This is a genomic window from Amycolatopsis sp. NBC_01480, from assembly GCF_036227205.1.
Lineage (GTDB): Bacteria > Actinomycetota > Actinomycetes > Mycobacteriales > Pseudonocardiaceae > Amycolatopsis.
Genome location: NZ_CP109442.1, coordinates 5,969,559 through 5,982,930, shown reverse-complemented (window position 1 = coordinate 5,982,930; position 13,372 = coordinate 5,969,559). Strand labels below are relative to the sequence as shown.

General features: G+C 72.7%; 15 protein-coding genes. 8 read left to right on the top strand and 7 right to left on the bottom strand.

Annotated features, from left to right (window positions below):
- Window positions 1-16: 16 nt before the first annotated feature.
- A complete protein-coding gene (locus tag OG371_RS28655) occupies window positions 17-508 on the top strand; it encodes a nucleotidyltransferase domain-containing protein (protein WP_329058349.1) in 492 nt (163 codons plus the stop codon).
- A 1-nt stretch (window position 509) separates the two neighbouring features.
- Here the strand turns inward: OG371_RS28655 and OG371_RS28650 are convergent, their stop codons facing one another.
- Complete coding sequence (locus OG371_RS28650; protein WP_329058347.1) at window positions 510-1,943, bottom strand: class I adenylate-forming enzyme family protein; 1,434 nt, start codon at window positions 1,941-1,943, stop codon at window positions 510-512.
- A 24-nt stretch (window positions 1,944-1,967) separates the two neighbouring features.
- Complete coding sequence (locus OG371_RS28645) at window positions 1,968-2,936, bottom strand: hypothetical protein (protein WP_329058345.1); 969 nt, start codon at window positions 2,934-2,936, stop codon at window positions 1,968-1,970.
- 232 nt (window positions 2,937-3,168) lie between these two features.
- Between OG371_RS28645 and OG371_RS28640 the strand changes: the two genes are divergently transcribed.
- The 6 genes from OG371_RS28640 (at window position 3,169) to OG371_RS28615 (ending at window position 7,348) form a co-directional block, all read left to right on the top strand.
- A complete protein-coding gene (locus tag OG371_RS28640) occupies window positions 3,169-3,510 on the top strand; it encodes a WXG100 family type VII secretion target (RefSeq protein WP_329058343.1) in 342 nt (113 codons plus the stop codon).
- A gap of 19 nt (window positions 3,511-3,529) precedes the next feature.
- Window positions 3,530-3,832 (top strand): hypothetical protein, encoded by a 303-nt coding sequence (locus tag OG371_RS28635; RefSeq protein WP_091617569.1) that lies wholly within the window; start codon window positions 3,530-3,532, stop codon window positions 3,830-3,832.
- 112 nt (window positions 3,833-3,944) lie between these two features.
- Window positions 3,945-4,343, top strand: coding sequence for a hypothetical protein (locus OG371_RS28630; protein WP_329058342.1), 399 nt, complete (start codon window positions 3,945-3,947; stop codon window positions 4,341-4,343).
- The gene (locus OG371_RS28625) at window positions 4,340-5,641 is read left to right on the top strand and encodes a WXG100 family type VII secretion target (protein ID WP_329058341.1); all 1,302 of its coding nucleotides are present in this window, start codon (window positions 4,340-4,342) and stop codon (window positions 5,639-5,641) included. Before OG371_RS28630 ends, OG371_RS28625 begins: the two co-directional genes overlap by 4 nt.
- A gap of 16 nt (window positions 5,642-5,657) precedes the next feature.
- Entirely contained in the window at window positions 5,658-6,980 is a 1,323-nt protein-coding gene (locus OG371_RS28620) for an alpha/beta hydrolase (protein WP_329058340.1), read from the top strand.
- A complete protein-coding gene (locus OG371_RS28615; protein ID WP_329058339.1) occupies window positions 6,977-7,348 on the top strand; it encodes a hypothetical protein in 372 nt (123 codons plus the stop codon). Before OG371_RS28620 ends, OG371_RS28615 begins: the two co-directional genes overlap by 4 nt.
- 13 nt (window positions 7,349-7,361) lie before the next feature.
- Here OG371_RS28615 and OG371_RS28610 read toward each other — a convergent pair whose 3' ends face one another.
- The 5 genes from OG371_RS28610 to nadA all read right to left on the bottom strand — a co-directional run bounded on the left by OG371_RS28610 (window position 7,362) and on the right by nadA (window position 12,585).
- Entirely contained in the window at window positions 7,362-7,724 is a 363-nt protein-coding gene (locus OG371_RS28610) for a hypothetical protein (protein ID WP_329058337.1), read from the bottom strand.
- 64 nt (window positions 7,725-7,788) lie between these two features.
- Complete coding sequence (locus OG371_RS28605) at window positions 7,789-8,964, bottom strand: S8 family serine peptidase (RefSeq protein WP_329058336.1); 1,176 nt, start codon at window positions 8,962-8,964, stop codon at window positions 7,789-7,791.
- Between the two features lie 74 nt (window positions 8,965-9,038).
- Window positions 9,039-9,938 carry a carboxylating nicotinate-nucleotide diphosphorylase gene (gene nadC, locus OG371_RS28600; protein WP_329058334.1) on the bottom strand — a complete coding sequence of 300 codons (900 nt, stop codon included), beginning with the start codon at window positions 9,936-9,938 and terminating at the stop codon, window positions 9,039-9,041.
- Complete coding sequence (locus OG371_RS28595) at window positions 9,935-11,578, bottom strand: L-aspartate oxidase (RefSeq protein ID WP_329058332.1); 1,644 nt, start codon at window positions 11,576-11,578, stop codon at window positions 9,935-9,937. Before OG371_RS28595 ends, nadC begins: the two co-directional genes overlap by 4 nt.
- Window positions 11,575-12,585, bottom strand: a complete 1,011-nt coding sequence (nadA, locus tag OG371_RS28590) for a quinolinate synthase NadA (protein ID WP_329058331.1) — start codon at window positions 12,583-12,585, stop codon at window positions 11,575-11,577. Before nadA ends, OG371_RS28595 begins: the two co-directional genes overlap by 4 nt.
- 115 nt (window positions 12,586-12,700) lie before the next feature.
- Here nadA and OG371_RS28585 point away from each other — a divergent pair, with 115 nt between their 5' ends.
- On the top strand, window positions 12,701-13,336 hold the full coding sequence (locus OG371_RS28585; RefSeq protein WP_329058330.1) for an NUDIX hydrolase: 636 nt from the start codon (window positions 12,701-12,703) through the stop codon (window positions 13,334-13,336).
- Window positions 13,337-13,372: the final 36 nt, after the last annotated feature.

Below are 13,372 nucleotides of genomic sequence, written 5' to 3'. Positions count from 1 at the left end.
CGGTTTACTTGACACCATGCCGATGCCCGCCGCCACCGTGCTGGAGATCCTCGACCGCCTGCGCACGCAAGATCTCGACGTCTGCCTCGCCGGCGGCTGGGGCATCGACGCCCTGCTGGGCCGCCAGACCCGCGAGCACCGCGACCTCGACCTGCTGCACCGCGCCGGGCAGGAAACCCAGGTGCTCCAAGCACTCCACGACTTCCGCGAGACCGAGAACGCCCGCCCCGTGCGCTTCGTCCTCACCCGCGAGGACGGCGCCGAGCTGGACCTGCACCCACTCCACTTCGCCCCCGACGGCTCCGCCACCCAAGCCGCCGACGACCACGGCGGGACTTTCGCTTACCCCGCCGCCTGTTTTGTCACCGGCACGATCGCGGGCACGCCCGTGCCCTGCATCTCCGTCGCCCAGCAGCTCTACTTCCACCGCGGCTACGAACCCCGGCCCCACGACATCGCCGACATGCGCGAGCTGCGCGCACAGTACCGAATAAACACAGAATTCTGAATCACAGCAACAGAAGCAACGCCGCCTTGTCCGGCTTCCCCGAAGCCGCAACCGGCACCGAATCGATCACCCGGAACGTCGAAGGCACCGCCGCCTCCCCTAGCTCCGCCGCGACCAACGCCCGCAACTCCCCGAAGTCCGGCGAACCACCCGGCGACGCGACCACAAACGCGTGCATCGCCTCCCCCGTCCGCTCGTCCGGCGCCCCCACCACGTACGCCTGGTCCACGCCCGCACCGGAAGCGAGCGCGCGCTCGATCGGCCCCACGTAATGGATGATCGCGTTGACGATCACCACGTCGCGCGCCCGCCCGGTCAGGTGCAGGAAGCCGTCGGCGTCCAGGCGGCCGACGTCCTGGGTGCGGACCCAGCCGTCGCGCAGCACCGTAGCCGTCAGGTCCGGGTTGTTCCAGTAGCCCGCGAACGCGGTCGGCGTCCGCACGTAAACCTCGGAATCCTCCCGTACCTCAACGGAAACCAGCCCCAGCGGCCGTCCCACCGAGCCCAGCGCCGACGGGTGCCGCGCGATGTCCTCGGCGGTCAGGATCGTCAGCTTCCCGGTCTCCGTCTGCCCGTACCCCTGCTGCAGGCCAGGGCCGATCCGCTCGAACGCCTCCGCCATCAGCCCCGGCGTCACCGGCGAGCCCGCGACGGTCAGCGCCCGCAGCGCGGACAGGTCGACGTCCTCGCCGCGCAGCACGTCGAGCACCTGGTACAGCCGGGGCACGGTCATCAGCGCGGCCGTGATGTCGAGCCGCGGCAGCACCCACGGGAAGTCCGGCAGCGCCACCGGGATCACGGCCGTGCCGCCGGCGAGCAGGCAGGCCTCCAGGTGCATCACCATCACCGCGCTGGTCAGCGTGCCGAACAGCAGGAACCGCCGGTACGCGTCGCCGGCGCTCCAGTCCGCCGGGCCGCGGTACTCCGGCCCGCGCGCCCCCAACGCCGCGAAGCTGAACGCCACGCCCTTCGGCACACCCGTGCTGCCACTGGTGAACACGACCCAGCCGATGTCCTCGGGCCGACCCTGCGGCACCGGGTCCTCGTACGCCGGCAGCGACGGGCCGATCGGCAAGATCTTGGCGCCCGTCGCGGCCGCGCGCAGTTCCGGCGTCTCGCCCTGCTCGTCGACGACCACCGCGGCCAGATCCGCGACGACCGCCCGTAGGTGCGCCGCCGGCAATCCCGGGCGGACCCCGACCGCGCGGCAGCCGAGCACCTGGGCCGCGACCTGCGCGGCCCACCCCTCGGGGGTCACGCCGGTCGCGATGCCGACGCCGTCGCCCGGCCCCAGCCCCGCCCCGCGCAACGCCACGGTTAAGCGGCCGATCAGCTCCAGCGTCTCGCCCCGGGTGACCACCCGCGGCCCGTGTTCGAAGGCGGGCTTCCCCGGTTCCCGGGCGAGCGCGTCCAGCAGTCCTTGCGGATACACCATGGCCGCATGCCTAGCCGAGTTTTCTCAGAATTCCGTCAGAGCGAACACCTTTCGTGACCGCAGGGACAGCACGACGCCCGCCCCGACCACCGCGATCAGCCCCGCGGCGGCGGCCAGCGTCCAGAAATCGGGCCGGACGATCGACTGGCCGCGCAACGCCTGCCAGGTCACCAGCGCGATCAGCCCGGCGTACCCGGCCGCTCCCGTCCACACGAGCCGGCGGCGCACCACATCGGACGACAGCACCGGGTACCGCCGGGCCAGCGCCGCCAGCCCGAGCGCGAGCAACGGCAGCGCCTGGATCGCGTGGATGCCCACGAAATGCGGGATGCGCAGGTCGCCCCCGACCGTGCTCCAGCCCAGCAACGGCAGCCCCGGCCCGCCGTCGGCCAGCCCCACCGTGTGGCCCCCGACCGTCGCCGGCTTGCCGCCCGCCGCCCACACCGCCTGCTGCGCGGGAGTGGGCGAGAACATCAGCAGGGCCAGCCCGAGCCCGACGGTCGCCAGCGCCGTCCCCCAGCGCAGCGACGACGCCAGCGCGCGGTCCGGCAGCTTCTGGAACATCAGCAGCACCACCACCGCCGCGGTCATGCCCCAGGCGGTGAACGCGCCGGTCGCCACGTAGTTGTTGATCGCCCGGTCCGCCGCCGTCGCCTGGTTGAAGTGCAGCGTGCGGCCGCGGAAGACCACCTGCCACACCAGCATGGTCATGTCGGCGCCGATGCCGACGGCGAACACCGTGCCCAGCCACCAGCCCACCCGCCGCCCGCGGTTCAGCAGCGACAGCAGCCACGCCAGCGTCACCGCGTACAGCCCCACCGAAACCGCGAACTTGAACGGTTTCGCCCAAATCGGCGCGTTGACGAGCGTGCGATCATCGACCAGCAGCCCGAACGCCGAGGCGACGAGCAGCACCGCCATCGCACCCGCCAGCACCATCAGCGGACGGTGCAGCGCACGCGCCCGGTCAAGCGTGTTTCCCCAGGAAGTCATGGGTTCGAGCGTCCCGCCGAACGCGCCGCGGGGCACTGGAGAACGCCCCCGGCCCCGCGGTGGGGACAGCCCTACTCCGGGCCCTTGTGGGTAATAGTGCCGTCAACGCGACCGGCAGTTGTGCCGTTTGACCGCGACCCCTCGTTTTCTAGCGTGACATTCACAACGCGCGGGGAGGAAAACCTGCCGCGCACCGGGATTTTTCCGCGAGAGGGAAGGAGGTGGCCCGCCGATGTCCAGTCCGGGATTCCAGGCAGATTCAGCTGCCATGACGCGCGCCGTCCAGGGCTTCGAGGAGACGGCGTCCAACGCCAAGACCACCATGGCCAGCTTGGAGTCGGAGCTGACCGAAACGCTGCGCAACTACAAGGGTGACCAGGCCGTCGCGTTCTGGGACCTGCAGCGCCGGCTCCAGGAGAAGATGACCTCCGCGGTCCGTGAGCTGGACACCATGTCCCAGCTGGTCCACACGAGCCACACGAACTACAACAGCGGCGACTCGGACGTGCACCAGAGCTTCCAGAGCGTCAGCCACAGCGTCGAGGGCAATGTCATCCCTCGACTCAACCTTTGAGCCGAGAGGACACGAGAAGATGGCTGACGTCGTCGAAATCAACTTCGCCGCGCTGCAGTACAGCTCGGCGTCGCTGGCCGCCAAGGCCAAGGCACTGACCTCACAGCTCGAGCAGCTGCACCAGAACCTGCAGCCGATCACCTCGACCTGGTACGCCTCCGGCAGCTCCGCCGGTGAGGCCGCCCGCCAGTCGGAGACCCGGCTGCGGCAGGCCACCGCCGACATCGTCGCGATCATCGCGCAGTTCGGCGGGAAGGTGGGCGACGCCCACGACCTCCAGTCCCAGCTGGAGAACCGCAACCAGGGCCTGTTCGCGGGCTGAGGGCGCTCCCCACGTCGGCCGGCCGGTGCGAGAAACCCCCCGCTCGCACCGGCCGGCCGGCTTTTCCGGTCTCTACCACCGCCCGCACCCCCACGAGAGGGTCTGGAGAACGATGCCCGACCAGTCGTACTACGTGCATCTGCAATCACTGAAGGACTTCGTGCGGGAGCTGGAGACCCAGATCCACGCGATGTCCAAGCCGAACGACTTCCTGCTCACCCTCGGCGACCACCCGCTGCTGTTCGGGGAGTTCGGCGAGGCCGCTTCGCTGGTCGAGGCGCACCACGCGGCCGTCGCCGAGATGCAGGGGCTCCTGGACCAGGTCCGCGGCGCGATCACCTTCGCGCAGGACGTGACCACCACCGTCGCCGACGGATACGAGCAGGCCGACCAGAACGTGGCCGGCGACCTGGGCCAGTCGGGCCAGGAGACCGGGCTGCTGGATCCGCTGCTGTCGCTGCTGGGCCTCGGCGGTGGCGGCAACGCGAACCCCGGGGGGACTAAGGGATGACGGACACCGCCCACACCGACTTCGCCGCGTACACGCACCAGCAGCTGTACGCGATGCTCCAGGCCGGCGACCCGAGCAGCGCCCAGGCCGCCGCCGACCAGTGGAACTCCACCGCGATCGGGCTGCACGAGCAGGCCGAGAACCTGTCCAAGGAGCTGTCGGACTTCTCCGGCTCGTGGACCGGCGGCGCGGCGGAGAAGTACCAGACGATGATCACCGACCTGGTCGGCGGCATCCGGAAGGTGGCGCAGACCGCGCAGGGCATGCAGCACATGCTCGAAGACGCGTCGGAAGCACTCGTCAAGGCCAAGACGGAGATGCCGCCGCCGGTCTCGGTGCCGGACGTCTCGCCCACCGACGTCGCGCTCGCGGTGAACCCGCCGCTGCTGCCGCCGGACTCCTCGCAGGCCACCATGATCGCCGCGGCCCAGCAGCGGCAGCAGGCCATCTCGAACGTCGAGGCGCAGCAGCAGGCCGCGAACGCCGCGGGCTCCGCGCACGCCAAGGCGATCGTCGTGATGAGCCAGCTGGCCACGAACTACACGGCCGCCGAGGACTCGATCCCCGTGTCGCCGAACGCGGCCACCCCGCCGCAGCCGCCCGCCGCGGGTGGCGGGGCCTCGGGCGGTGGCGTCGCCGGCAACACCCTGACCGGGACGGCCCCGGTCGTCGGCACCCCGGTCGGCACGCACCCGCTGCCGGTCGACGGCACCACGCCGCCGGTCGCGCCCGGCACCACACCGCCGGCCGCTTCGGGCAGCCCGCTGTTCGGCGACATGTTCACCGCCGGCCTCGCCGCGGCCTCGGCCGCCGCGTTCGGCCGGTTCGGCTCGATCATGCCGAAGGTCCCGGGCTGGGCGAACGGCAAGAGCCCGGACGACAAGAAGGAAGAGCCGCCCGGCACCAAGCTCGGCGGCGGCGCGGGCACCGCGGGCGGCACCGGGGGCGGGGTCCCGGTCGGCGGAGGCGACGCCCCTTCCCTCGGCGGCGGCGTGCCCACCGGCGGCGGTCTCACCGGTCCCGGCGACGCCCCCGCGGCGCACTCCGGGCTGGCCGGCGACGGCGGCTCGTCGAACGTCCTCAGTGGACTCGCGGGCGGCGCGGCCGGGGCCGCGGGCGCGGCGGCCAAGAGCGCGATGCCGATGATGCCCATGATGCCGATGGGCGGCATGGGCGCGGGCGGGGACCTCGGCTCCGGCCGGCGGATCCCGGCCTGGCTGGTGGAGACGGAGAACGTCTGGGGCCAGCAGGCCCCGGTGGCTCCGTCGGTGATCGGCGAAGAGCCGGAAGCGTACTGATGGGGAGGACGGCTCGGTGACTTCTGTTGGCACGGCCGGGGGTTACCGGGTCGCCCCGGCAAAACTCGACGCGGCGGCGGCCGAACTCGGCACTCGCGCGGGCGCGATCGCCACGGCGCAGAAAGCCGTGGCGGGCGAGAAGGTGACCGCCACCGCGTTCGGTCAGGTTTCCGCCTCGGCCGCCGCGGCGACGACGTTCACGAAGACGATGAGCGAGCTGGGCCAGAAGCTCGACGAACAAGTCAAGCGCGCCCAGACGCTCCAAAATGGACTGACCGCGGCCGCCGCGGGCTACCGCCGGGCCGACGAGCAGGTGGCCGCGATGTACCGCGCGCTGATGCCGGAGGACCCGCTGCCGAAGGCGGGCACCACGCCCGCCGGGGCTGCCGCGAGCGGCACGTGGGCGAACGAGATCGCCGCCAACCGCACCAAGGTGTCCGACGCGCTCACCGCCGAGCAGGACCATCTCAAGCAGCTCCAGGCCGCCGGCACGGACGCCGGCGCCATCTCCGCCTCGCAGCGCAAGATCGCGCTGTACCAGGACATCCTGGCCAACAACCGGCAGATCCTGCGGTTCGACCCGGCCGGGAACGGGCGGATCGCCGAGCTGGTCGGGAACATCGAGCCGGGCACCCGCAACGTCGGGCTGTTCGTGCCCGGCGTGAACACGCGGATGGACAACTTCCAGAGTTACGCCGACCTCGGCCAGAGCCTGGTCGCCGCCGACCCGTCCGGCCGGACGGCGATGGTCGTCTGGGCCGACGGCGTGTTCCCGCAGAACGCCGTCACCCAAGGCCCGGACGCGAGTTACGCGCAGACCATGGCGCCCGGCCTCAAGTCGTTCGGCGACGAGCTGCGCGGCCAGGTCAACGCCCAGACCGGCGGCGACGCGACCATCACCGCGATCGGCCACAGCTACGGCGGCGCCACCGTCGGGCTCGCCGACCAGCAGGGCCTCGCCGTCGACCGGGTGCTGCACGTGGAGTCGGCGGGCATGGGCCACGGCGTGTGGAGCCCGGCCGACCTGCCGGCCAGCCAGGCCGGCGTGCAGCGCTACTCGATGACCGCGCCGCTCGACCCGATCGTGATCGCGCAGGGCAACGCGTGGGGCGCGGAGTGGACGGGCATCGGCCACGGCGCCGACCCGGACACCTTCCCGGGTGTCACCGATCTCGCCACCGGGCAGGACGCGGCGGGTGACACGCAGTGGGGCCTGTCGGCGCACAGCGGCGTGCTCAAGCCGGGTTCGGACTCGTGGGAGAACATCTACGGGGTGCTCACGGGCGGGCACCTCACGCCCGCGCCCGTGGCCCCGGCGCCGGAGGGAGTCCTGCCGTGATCACCCAGGGACTGGACGACCTGGCCGTCGACCTGACGGCCGTGATCAACAGCGTCGCCCGCGCGTTCGGCGAGGGTGCCGTCCGCACCGTCGAGGGCGAACTGGACTGCGACCCGGCCGAGCCCGGCCACCTCGTGTGCTGGCAGTACGGCGTGCGCCTCGAGCAGTGCGCCTCCGGCGAACGGCGGCTGGCCGAGGCCGTGCTGCCGATGCTGGAGGCCGCGGGCTGGTCGGCCCACGACCGCAGCAACGCACTGGAGCTGATCGCCCGGTTCAGCCGCGACGGCGCGGACTTCACCGTGCACGTGGCGCGCAGCGGCGAGGGAGTCGCGATCGTCGGCTCCACCCGCTGTATCGAGATCGGCTGAGTATCGAGATCGGCTAGCGCAGCCAGCGCAACGCGGCGTCGGCGCTGTCTTCGGGGCTGGTGTTGAAGGCGATGGCCGCGTTCGGCGCGTGCTGCCGGACCAGGTTGACCACCTTCTCGAACAGTTCCAGCAACGGCTCGTAGCCCCGGATGCCGCCGCCGATCACCACGCAGGCGTAGTCGCCGCCGTCCAGCGCCGCTTCGATCGTCGCTTCGGGATCCTCGTCGAGGACCACCAGGCAGACGTCGGCCTGGATGCCGTACGCCTCGAACCGGGCGTTGCCCCGCACGATCGCCGCCTGCACCGGCGCGGGATCCCACTCCTCCAGCCGGGCCGGGTCGAGCCCGATCACCAGTACTCGTCCCTGCCGTGCCATGCCGTCTCCCTCAGCCGGGTAACCCCTCGTGAGTGTTCATGACGGTTCTAACCGGCATGAACACTCACGAGTATTTACGAGACGGGCGCCAGGAGCGCCGTTTCCCCCGCCGGATCGCGGCGACCGCGAGGCCCGCCGCGGCGGCGGCCACGACTCCGCCCAGCGCGATCACCCCCGCGGCCAAGTCGGTGGCCGGACGAGCGGCCGCGGCGGCCGGGACCACCGCGGGCATCGACGCCGGGCGGACCTGAACGCCAGGCCCCAGCACATCGGCGGGCAGCGTGGACGAAACCGCCGCGTACGCGTCCACCACACCCCAGCCGCGGTGCGGATCGTGCGCGCCGGACGGCGGGCGGGACGCGGTCAGCGTCAGCCGGGTGACGACCTGGTCGCCGGTGAGGTTCGGGTGGGCCGCGCGCACCAGCGCCGCGACCCCGGCCACGTACGCCGCGGCCAGGCCGGGATCCGTGACGGGCCAGCGATGCGCGACCGCGCCGCCCCCGCCCGCCGACGTGCTCACCAGGTTCGCGCCCGGCGCGGCGATGCCCAGGTAGTCCCCGGATTCGGTCTGCACCGGCTGGCCCGCCTGGTTGGTCGAGCCGACCGCGAGCACCCCGGAAGACGCTGTCGGATACGAGTGCGCGCCCTGCTGTGTGGCGGCCGCCGGGGAGACGACCACCGCGCCGCCGGCCCGTGCGCGGTCCACCGCCGCGTCGAGGGCCGGGCTGTCGGAGCCGGCCGGGACGGCGATCAGCAGCACCGTCGCGCCGCGGTCCAGGGCCGTGCCGATGGCGCCGGCCAGCGCGCCCGGGTCGCCACCGCCTTCGGCCGACGAGCCGTTGCTTTCGGTGTAGCGCAAGGGAAGTATCTTCGCGCCGGGCGCGACGCCGGTGAACGTCGTCGCGTCGTCCGGCTGCGCGCCGACGATCCCGGCGGCGATCGTGCCGCGGCCGTCGCAGTCCGACGGCGCCGCCCCCGAACCGCCCAGCACCTGCCCGGGCGCGAATTGCGCGTTCTGCCCGTCGACGCCGGTGCCGATCACCGCGACCAGCTGACCGTCTCCGCGCGAGAGCGGCCAGAGCCGCTGCGGGTCGACCAGTCGCTGGCCCCAGGGCACCGCGCCGGTGTACGTGCCGGACGGGTTGGCGCACTGCGCCAGGGCATCCGCGGGCCCGGCCGCGACGACCGGCAGGCCCAGCGCCACGAGGCCGCCCACGGCGACAACAGCTGGCACCCTCACCGCGGCACCCTCCCCCGGAGATCTCGATGTCCGACAACGAGATTCTAGTGGAGAGGGCGCCGCGGGAACAGGCGTCAGCGCAGGTCCATCCCGAGGTCCAGCGCGGGCGACGAGTGCGTCAAACCGCCCACCGACAGGTAGTCCACACCGGACTCGGCGTAGGCCCTACCACGGTCGAGGGTCAAGCCACCAGAGGATTCCAGCCGCGTCTTCGGCGAAACCTGGTCCCGTCGCTCAACCGCTTTCGCGCACTCGTCCGGGGTGAAGTTGTCCAGCAGCACCTCGTCCGCGTGCGCGGCGAGGGCCTCGTCCAGCTGCGCCAGGTCGTCGACCTCGACCTCGCACGCCAGCTCCGGCGCGTGCTCCCGGGCGAGCGCCAGCGCGGCGGTGACGGAACCGGCCGCGACGACGTGGTTGTCCTTGATCAGCACCGCGTCACCCAGCCCGAGCCGGTGGTTGACCCCGCCGCCGCAGCGGACCGCGTACTTCTGCAGCAGCCGCAGCCCCGGCAGAGTCTTGCGGGAGTCGCGGATCGCCGCGCCGGTTCCGTCCACTTCGGACACCCACGCGGCGGTCGCCGTGGCGACACCAGACAGGTGGCACAGCAGGTTCAGAGCCGTGCGCTCCGCCGTGAGCAGCCCGCGCACCGGGCCGCGGACGACCAGCGCGGGCTCCCCCGCAGCCAGCCGCTCGCCGCCCGCCCGGTGCGAAACCACCTCGTAGTCCTCGCCCAGCACGGCGTCGAAAACGGCCAGCACCACGGGAATCCCGGCGACCACGCCCGGGACCCGCGGGGTCAGCTCGGCCAGCGCCCGCGTGTCGGCCGGCACTGTGGCCGCCGTGGTCGCGTCCGGGCCGTACCGCAGGTCCTCGCCCAGCGCCGTGGTGACGACGCGACGGACGTCGGCCTGCTCCAGCCCGGCTTCGGCCAGCGCGCGCTCGGTCGCCGGCGAGAATTCGGAAAGCTCGCTCATGCCACACCTTCCAGGGAGATCTTCTCGGCCAGCACCGGCTGGCCGGACAGGCTGAGCCGGAGCCGTTGGCTGCGCCGCCAGCTCCGCTCGTCCCGCTCGGGGAAATCGGTTCGCACGTGACAGCCGCGCGACTCGGTGCGGCGGGCCGCCGCGGTGAGCAAAGCCTGCGCCGCCAAGGTGAGCGCGGCGTCCTCGACCGCCGTGTGCGTCCACAGCGGACTGTCCGTCGTAGACAGGTCCAGTACCGACCCGGCGGCGGCCAGTCCGTCGGCGTCCCGGCCGATGGCGGCGTACCGGCTCATCACGCGCTGCAGCGCGTCACGGTCCGCGGCCGGCGCGACCACGCGTTCGGGCAGCCGCCCGCGGCTCGGGTCGGGCAGCAGGCCGGCCGCGAGGTCCGCGGCCACGGCCTCGGCCACCCGGTGCCCGACGACCAGCCCTTCGAGCAGGCTGTTGGACGCCAGGCGGTTCGCGCCGTGCAGGCCAGTGCGGGCCACCTCGCCCGCGGCGTACAGGCCGCGCACGGTGGACCGTCCGTCCACAGTGGTCACCACGCCGCCGCACGAGAAGTGCGCCGCGGGGGTCACCGGGATCGCGTCCACGGCCGGGTCGATGCCGAGCGCCGCGCACGCCCCGAAGACGGTCGGGAACCGCTTCGCGAAGCCGGGAACGCCAGTGGCATCAAGGAAAACGTGGTCGTCGACCCCACCCGGCGCGAGCAGCATCCGCCGGGTGATCGCCGCCGAGACGACGTCACGCGGGGCCAGGTCGCCCAGCGGGTGCACGCCGTGCATCACCGACGCGCCCGCGCCGTCGACCAGGGTCGCGCCCTCACCACGGACGGCCTCGGTGACCAGCGGGCACCGGCCGCGCGCGCCCGGGGTGTAGAGCACCGTCGGGTGGAACTGCACGAACTCGACGTCGGCCACGGTCGCGCCGGCCCGCAGCGCGAGCGCCAGCCCGTCCGCGGTCGCGATCTCCGGGTTCGACGTCGCTTGGTACAGCTGCCCGAACCCGCCGCTGGCCAGCAGCACGGCGGACGCCCGCACCACGCCGGGCACGCCGTCGCGGTCCAGCACCGTCACCCCGGCCACCTCGCCCGCCGGGGTGCGCAGCGCGTCGACCGCGATGAAGTGCTCCAGCACCGGCACGCGCTGGGTGCCCGCCTGCGCGACGAGCGTGCGCTCGACCTCCGCGCCGGTGGCGTCGCCGCCCGCGTGGATCACGCGGAACGCGCTGTGCCCGCCCTCTCGGGCCCGCGCCAGGCCCTCGGTGCCGGCGTCGAACGTCGCGCCACCACGGCGCAGCCGCGCGACCGCGGCCGGGCCACCGTCGAGGATCGCGCGCACGGCGTCCTCGTCGCACAGGCCCGCGCCCGCGGTGAAGGTGTCCTCGGCGTGCTTCGCGACGGAGTCGCCCAGGTCGTGCTCGCCCTCCAGGACCACCGCGACGCCGCCCTGCGCCCAGCGCGTGTTGCCGTCCGCGACCGCGGCCTTGGTGACCACGAGGACGTGCAGCCCGAGCTCGCGAGCCCGCAGCGCGGCGGTCAGCCCGGCCACCCCGCTGCCGACCACGACCAGGTCCGCGCGAGCCTCCCAGACGGGGGTTTTCGTCTGCGAAGCATTAACCGGCGTGGTCATTCGCCGCCGCCGGGCTTGCCGATTTCGATCATCCGCTGCACCGAGGCGCGCGCCTTCGCCGCCGTTTCGAGGTCCACGTGCACCTCGTCCGCGCCGTCCCGCAGGCTCCGCAGCAGCGCCGCGGGGGTGATCATCTTCATGTACCGGCACGAGGCCCGCTCGTTCACCGCGCGGAAATCGATCTCCGGCGCGGCCTTGCGCAGCTGGTGGATCATGCCGATCTCGGTGGCCACCAGGACCGACTTGGCCTTGGTGTCGCGCGCGGCGTGCACCATGTCGCCGGTGGAGAGGATCTTCACCCGCTCCGGCGCCACCGCGCCCTCCCCGGCGAGGTAGAGCGCCGAGGTCGCGCAGCCGCATTCGGGGTGGATGAACAGGTCGGCGTCCGGGTTCTCCGCGGCCCGCTCGGCCAGCTCGGCGCCGTTGATCCCGGCGTGCACGTGGCACTCCCCGGCCCAGATGCGCATGTTCTCCCGGCCGGTCACGCGCTTGACGTGCGCGCCGAGGAACTGGTCCGGCAGGAAGAGAACCTCCTGGTCAGCCGGGATGGAGGCGACCACGTCGACCGCGTTCGAGGACGTGCAGCAGATGTCGGTCTCGGCCTTGACCTCGGCCGTGGTGTTCACGTACGAGACGACCACCGCGCCCGGGTGCTCGGCCTTCCACTCGCGCAGCTGCGCGCCGGTGATGGAGTCCGCGAGCGAGCAGCCGGCCCGCGCGTCGGGGATCAGCACCGTCTTGCCCGGGGCCAGGATCTTCGCCGTCTCGGCCATGAAATGCACGCCGCAGAAGACGATCGTGGCGGCGTCGCTGCTCGCCGCGATGCGGCTCAGCGCCAGGGAGTCGCCGGTGAAGTCCGCGATGTCCTGGATCTCCGGAACCTGGTAGTTGTGCGCCAGCAGCACCGCGTCGCGTTTGCGGGCGAGCGCGCGCACCTCCTCGGCCCACTCGGCGTTCGCCTCGACCCCGCCGTAAGGCGTGAGGTCTGCTTCAACCGTAATACTCATGTCTGGCCCTCCTGTGGACCGATGGCGGGTTTTCGCCTTATAATCGAAAACCGTGCGAAGTCATATTAACACCCGGACCCCCCTCGCCCACGAGGTTCTGGGCGCGGTCCTTCAAGTGCGCTCGGACACACTGCGGGTGCTGCTCTGGCGCCGGGCGCTCGACCCGCACCTCGGCCGCTGGTCCCTGCCGGGCGGCCGGCTGCGCCCGGACGAGGACGTGGAGACCTCCATCCGGCGCCAGCTCGCGGAGAAGGTCGACGTGCGCCAGCTCAAGCACGTGGAGCAGCTTTCGGTGTTCAGCGCGCCGGACCGCGTGCCGGGGCCGCGCGTCGTCGCGACGGCGTTCCTCGGCCTGGTCCCCTCCGGCGTCGACCCCGCGGTGCCCGAGGACACCGAGTGGCACGACGTGGACGCCTTGCCGCGCACCGCTTTCGACCACGAGGCGATCGTGCTGCGCGCGCGGGACCGGCTGCGCTCGAAGCTGAGCTACACCAACCTCGGCTTCGCGCTGGCGCCCGAGGAATTCACCGTCTCCGAGCTGCGCGGGCTGTACTCCGCGGCCCTGGGTTACAAGGTTTCCGCGACGAACCTGCAGCGCGTGCTCTCCCGCCGCGGGCTGCTCGTGCCGACCGGGAACACGACCTCACCCGGACGGGCCGGTGGCCGTCCCGCCGCGCAGTTCTCCTTCGCTGGCAAAGGGATGCAGGTGACTGACCCGTTCGCAGTGCTGAAGCCGCCGTCCGAACGGTGACGGACTGCGAGCGTGCCCGGGTACCCGTACGGTGGA

What these genes read in the sequence shown, in the direction of transcription:
- OG371_RS28630 (WP_329058342.1), top strand. Translation starts at nt 3,945, where the DNA reads ATGCCCGACCAGTCGTACTACGTGCATCTGCAATCACTGAAGGACTTC.
- OG371_RS28595 (WP_329058332.1), bottom strand. Translation starts at nt 11,578, where the DNA reads ATGACCACGCCGGTTAATGCTTCGCAGACGAAAACCCCCGTCTGGGAG.
- OG371_RS28655 (WP_329058349.1), top strand. Translation starts at nt 17, where the DNA reads ATGCCGATGCCCGCCGCCACCGTGCTGGAGATCCTCGACCGCCTGCGC.
- OG371_RS28645 (WP_329058345.1), bottom strand. Translation starts at nt 2,936, where the DNA reads ATGACTTCCTGGGGAAACACGCTTGACCGGGCGCGTGCGCTGCACCGT.
- OG371_RS28610 (WP_329058337.1), bottom strand. Translation starts at nt 7,724, where the DNA reads ATGGCACGGCAGGGACGAGTACTGGTGATCGGGCTCGACCCGGCCCGG.
- OG371_RS28625 (WP_329058341.1), top strand. Translation starts at nt 4,340, where the DNA reads ATGACGGACACCGCCCACACCGACTTCGCCGCGTACACGCACCAGCAG.
- nadC (WP_329058334.1), bottom strand. Translation starts at nt 9,938, where the DNA reads ATGAGCGAGCTTTCCGAATTCTCGCCGGCGACCGAGCGCGCGCTGGCC.
- OG371_RS28650 (WP_329058347.1), bottom strand. Translation starts at nt 1,943, where the DNA reads ATGGTGTATCCGCAAGGACTGCTGGACGCGCTCGCCCGGGAACCGGGG.
- OG371_RS28635 (WP_091617569.1), top strand. Translation starts at nt 3,530, where the DNA reads ATGGCTGACGTCGTCGAAATCAACTTCGCCGCGCTGCAGTACAGCTCG.
- nadA (WP_329058331.1), bottom strand. Translation starts at nt 12,585, where the DNA reads ATGAGTATTACGGTTGAAGCAGACCTCACGCCTTACGGCGGGGTCGAG.
- OG371_RS28640 (WP_329058343.1), top strand. Translation starts at nt 3,169, where the DNA reads ATGTCCAGTCCGGGATTCCAGGCAGATTCAGCTGCCATGACGCGCGCC.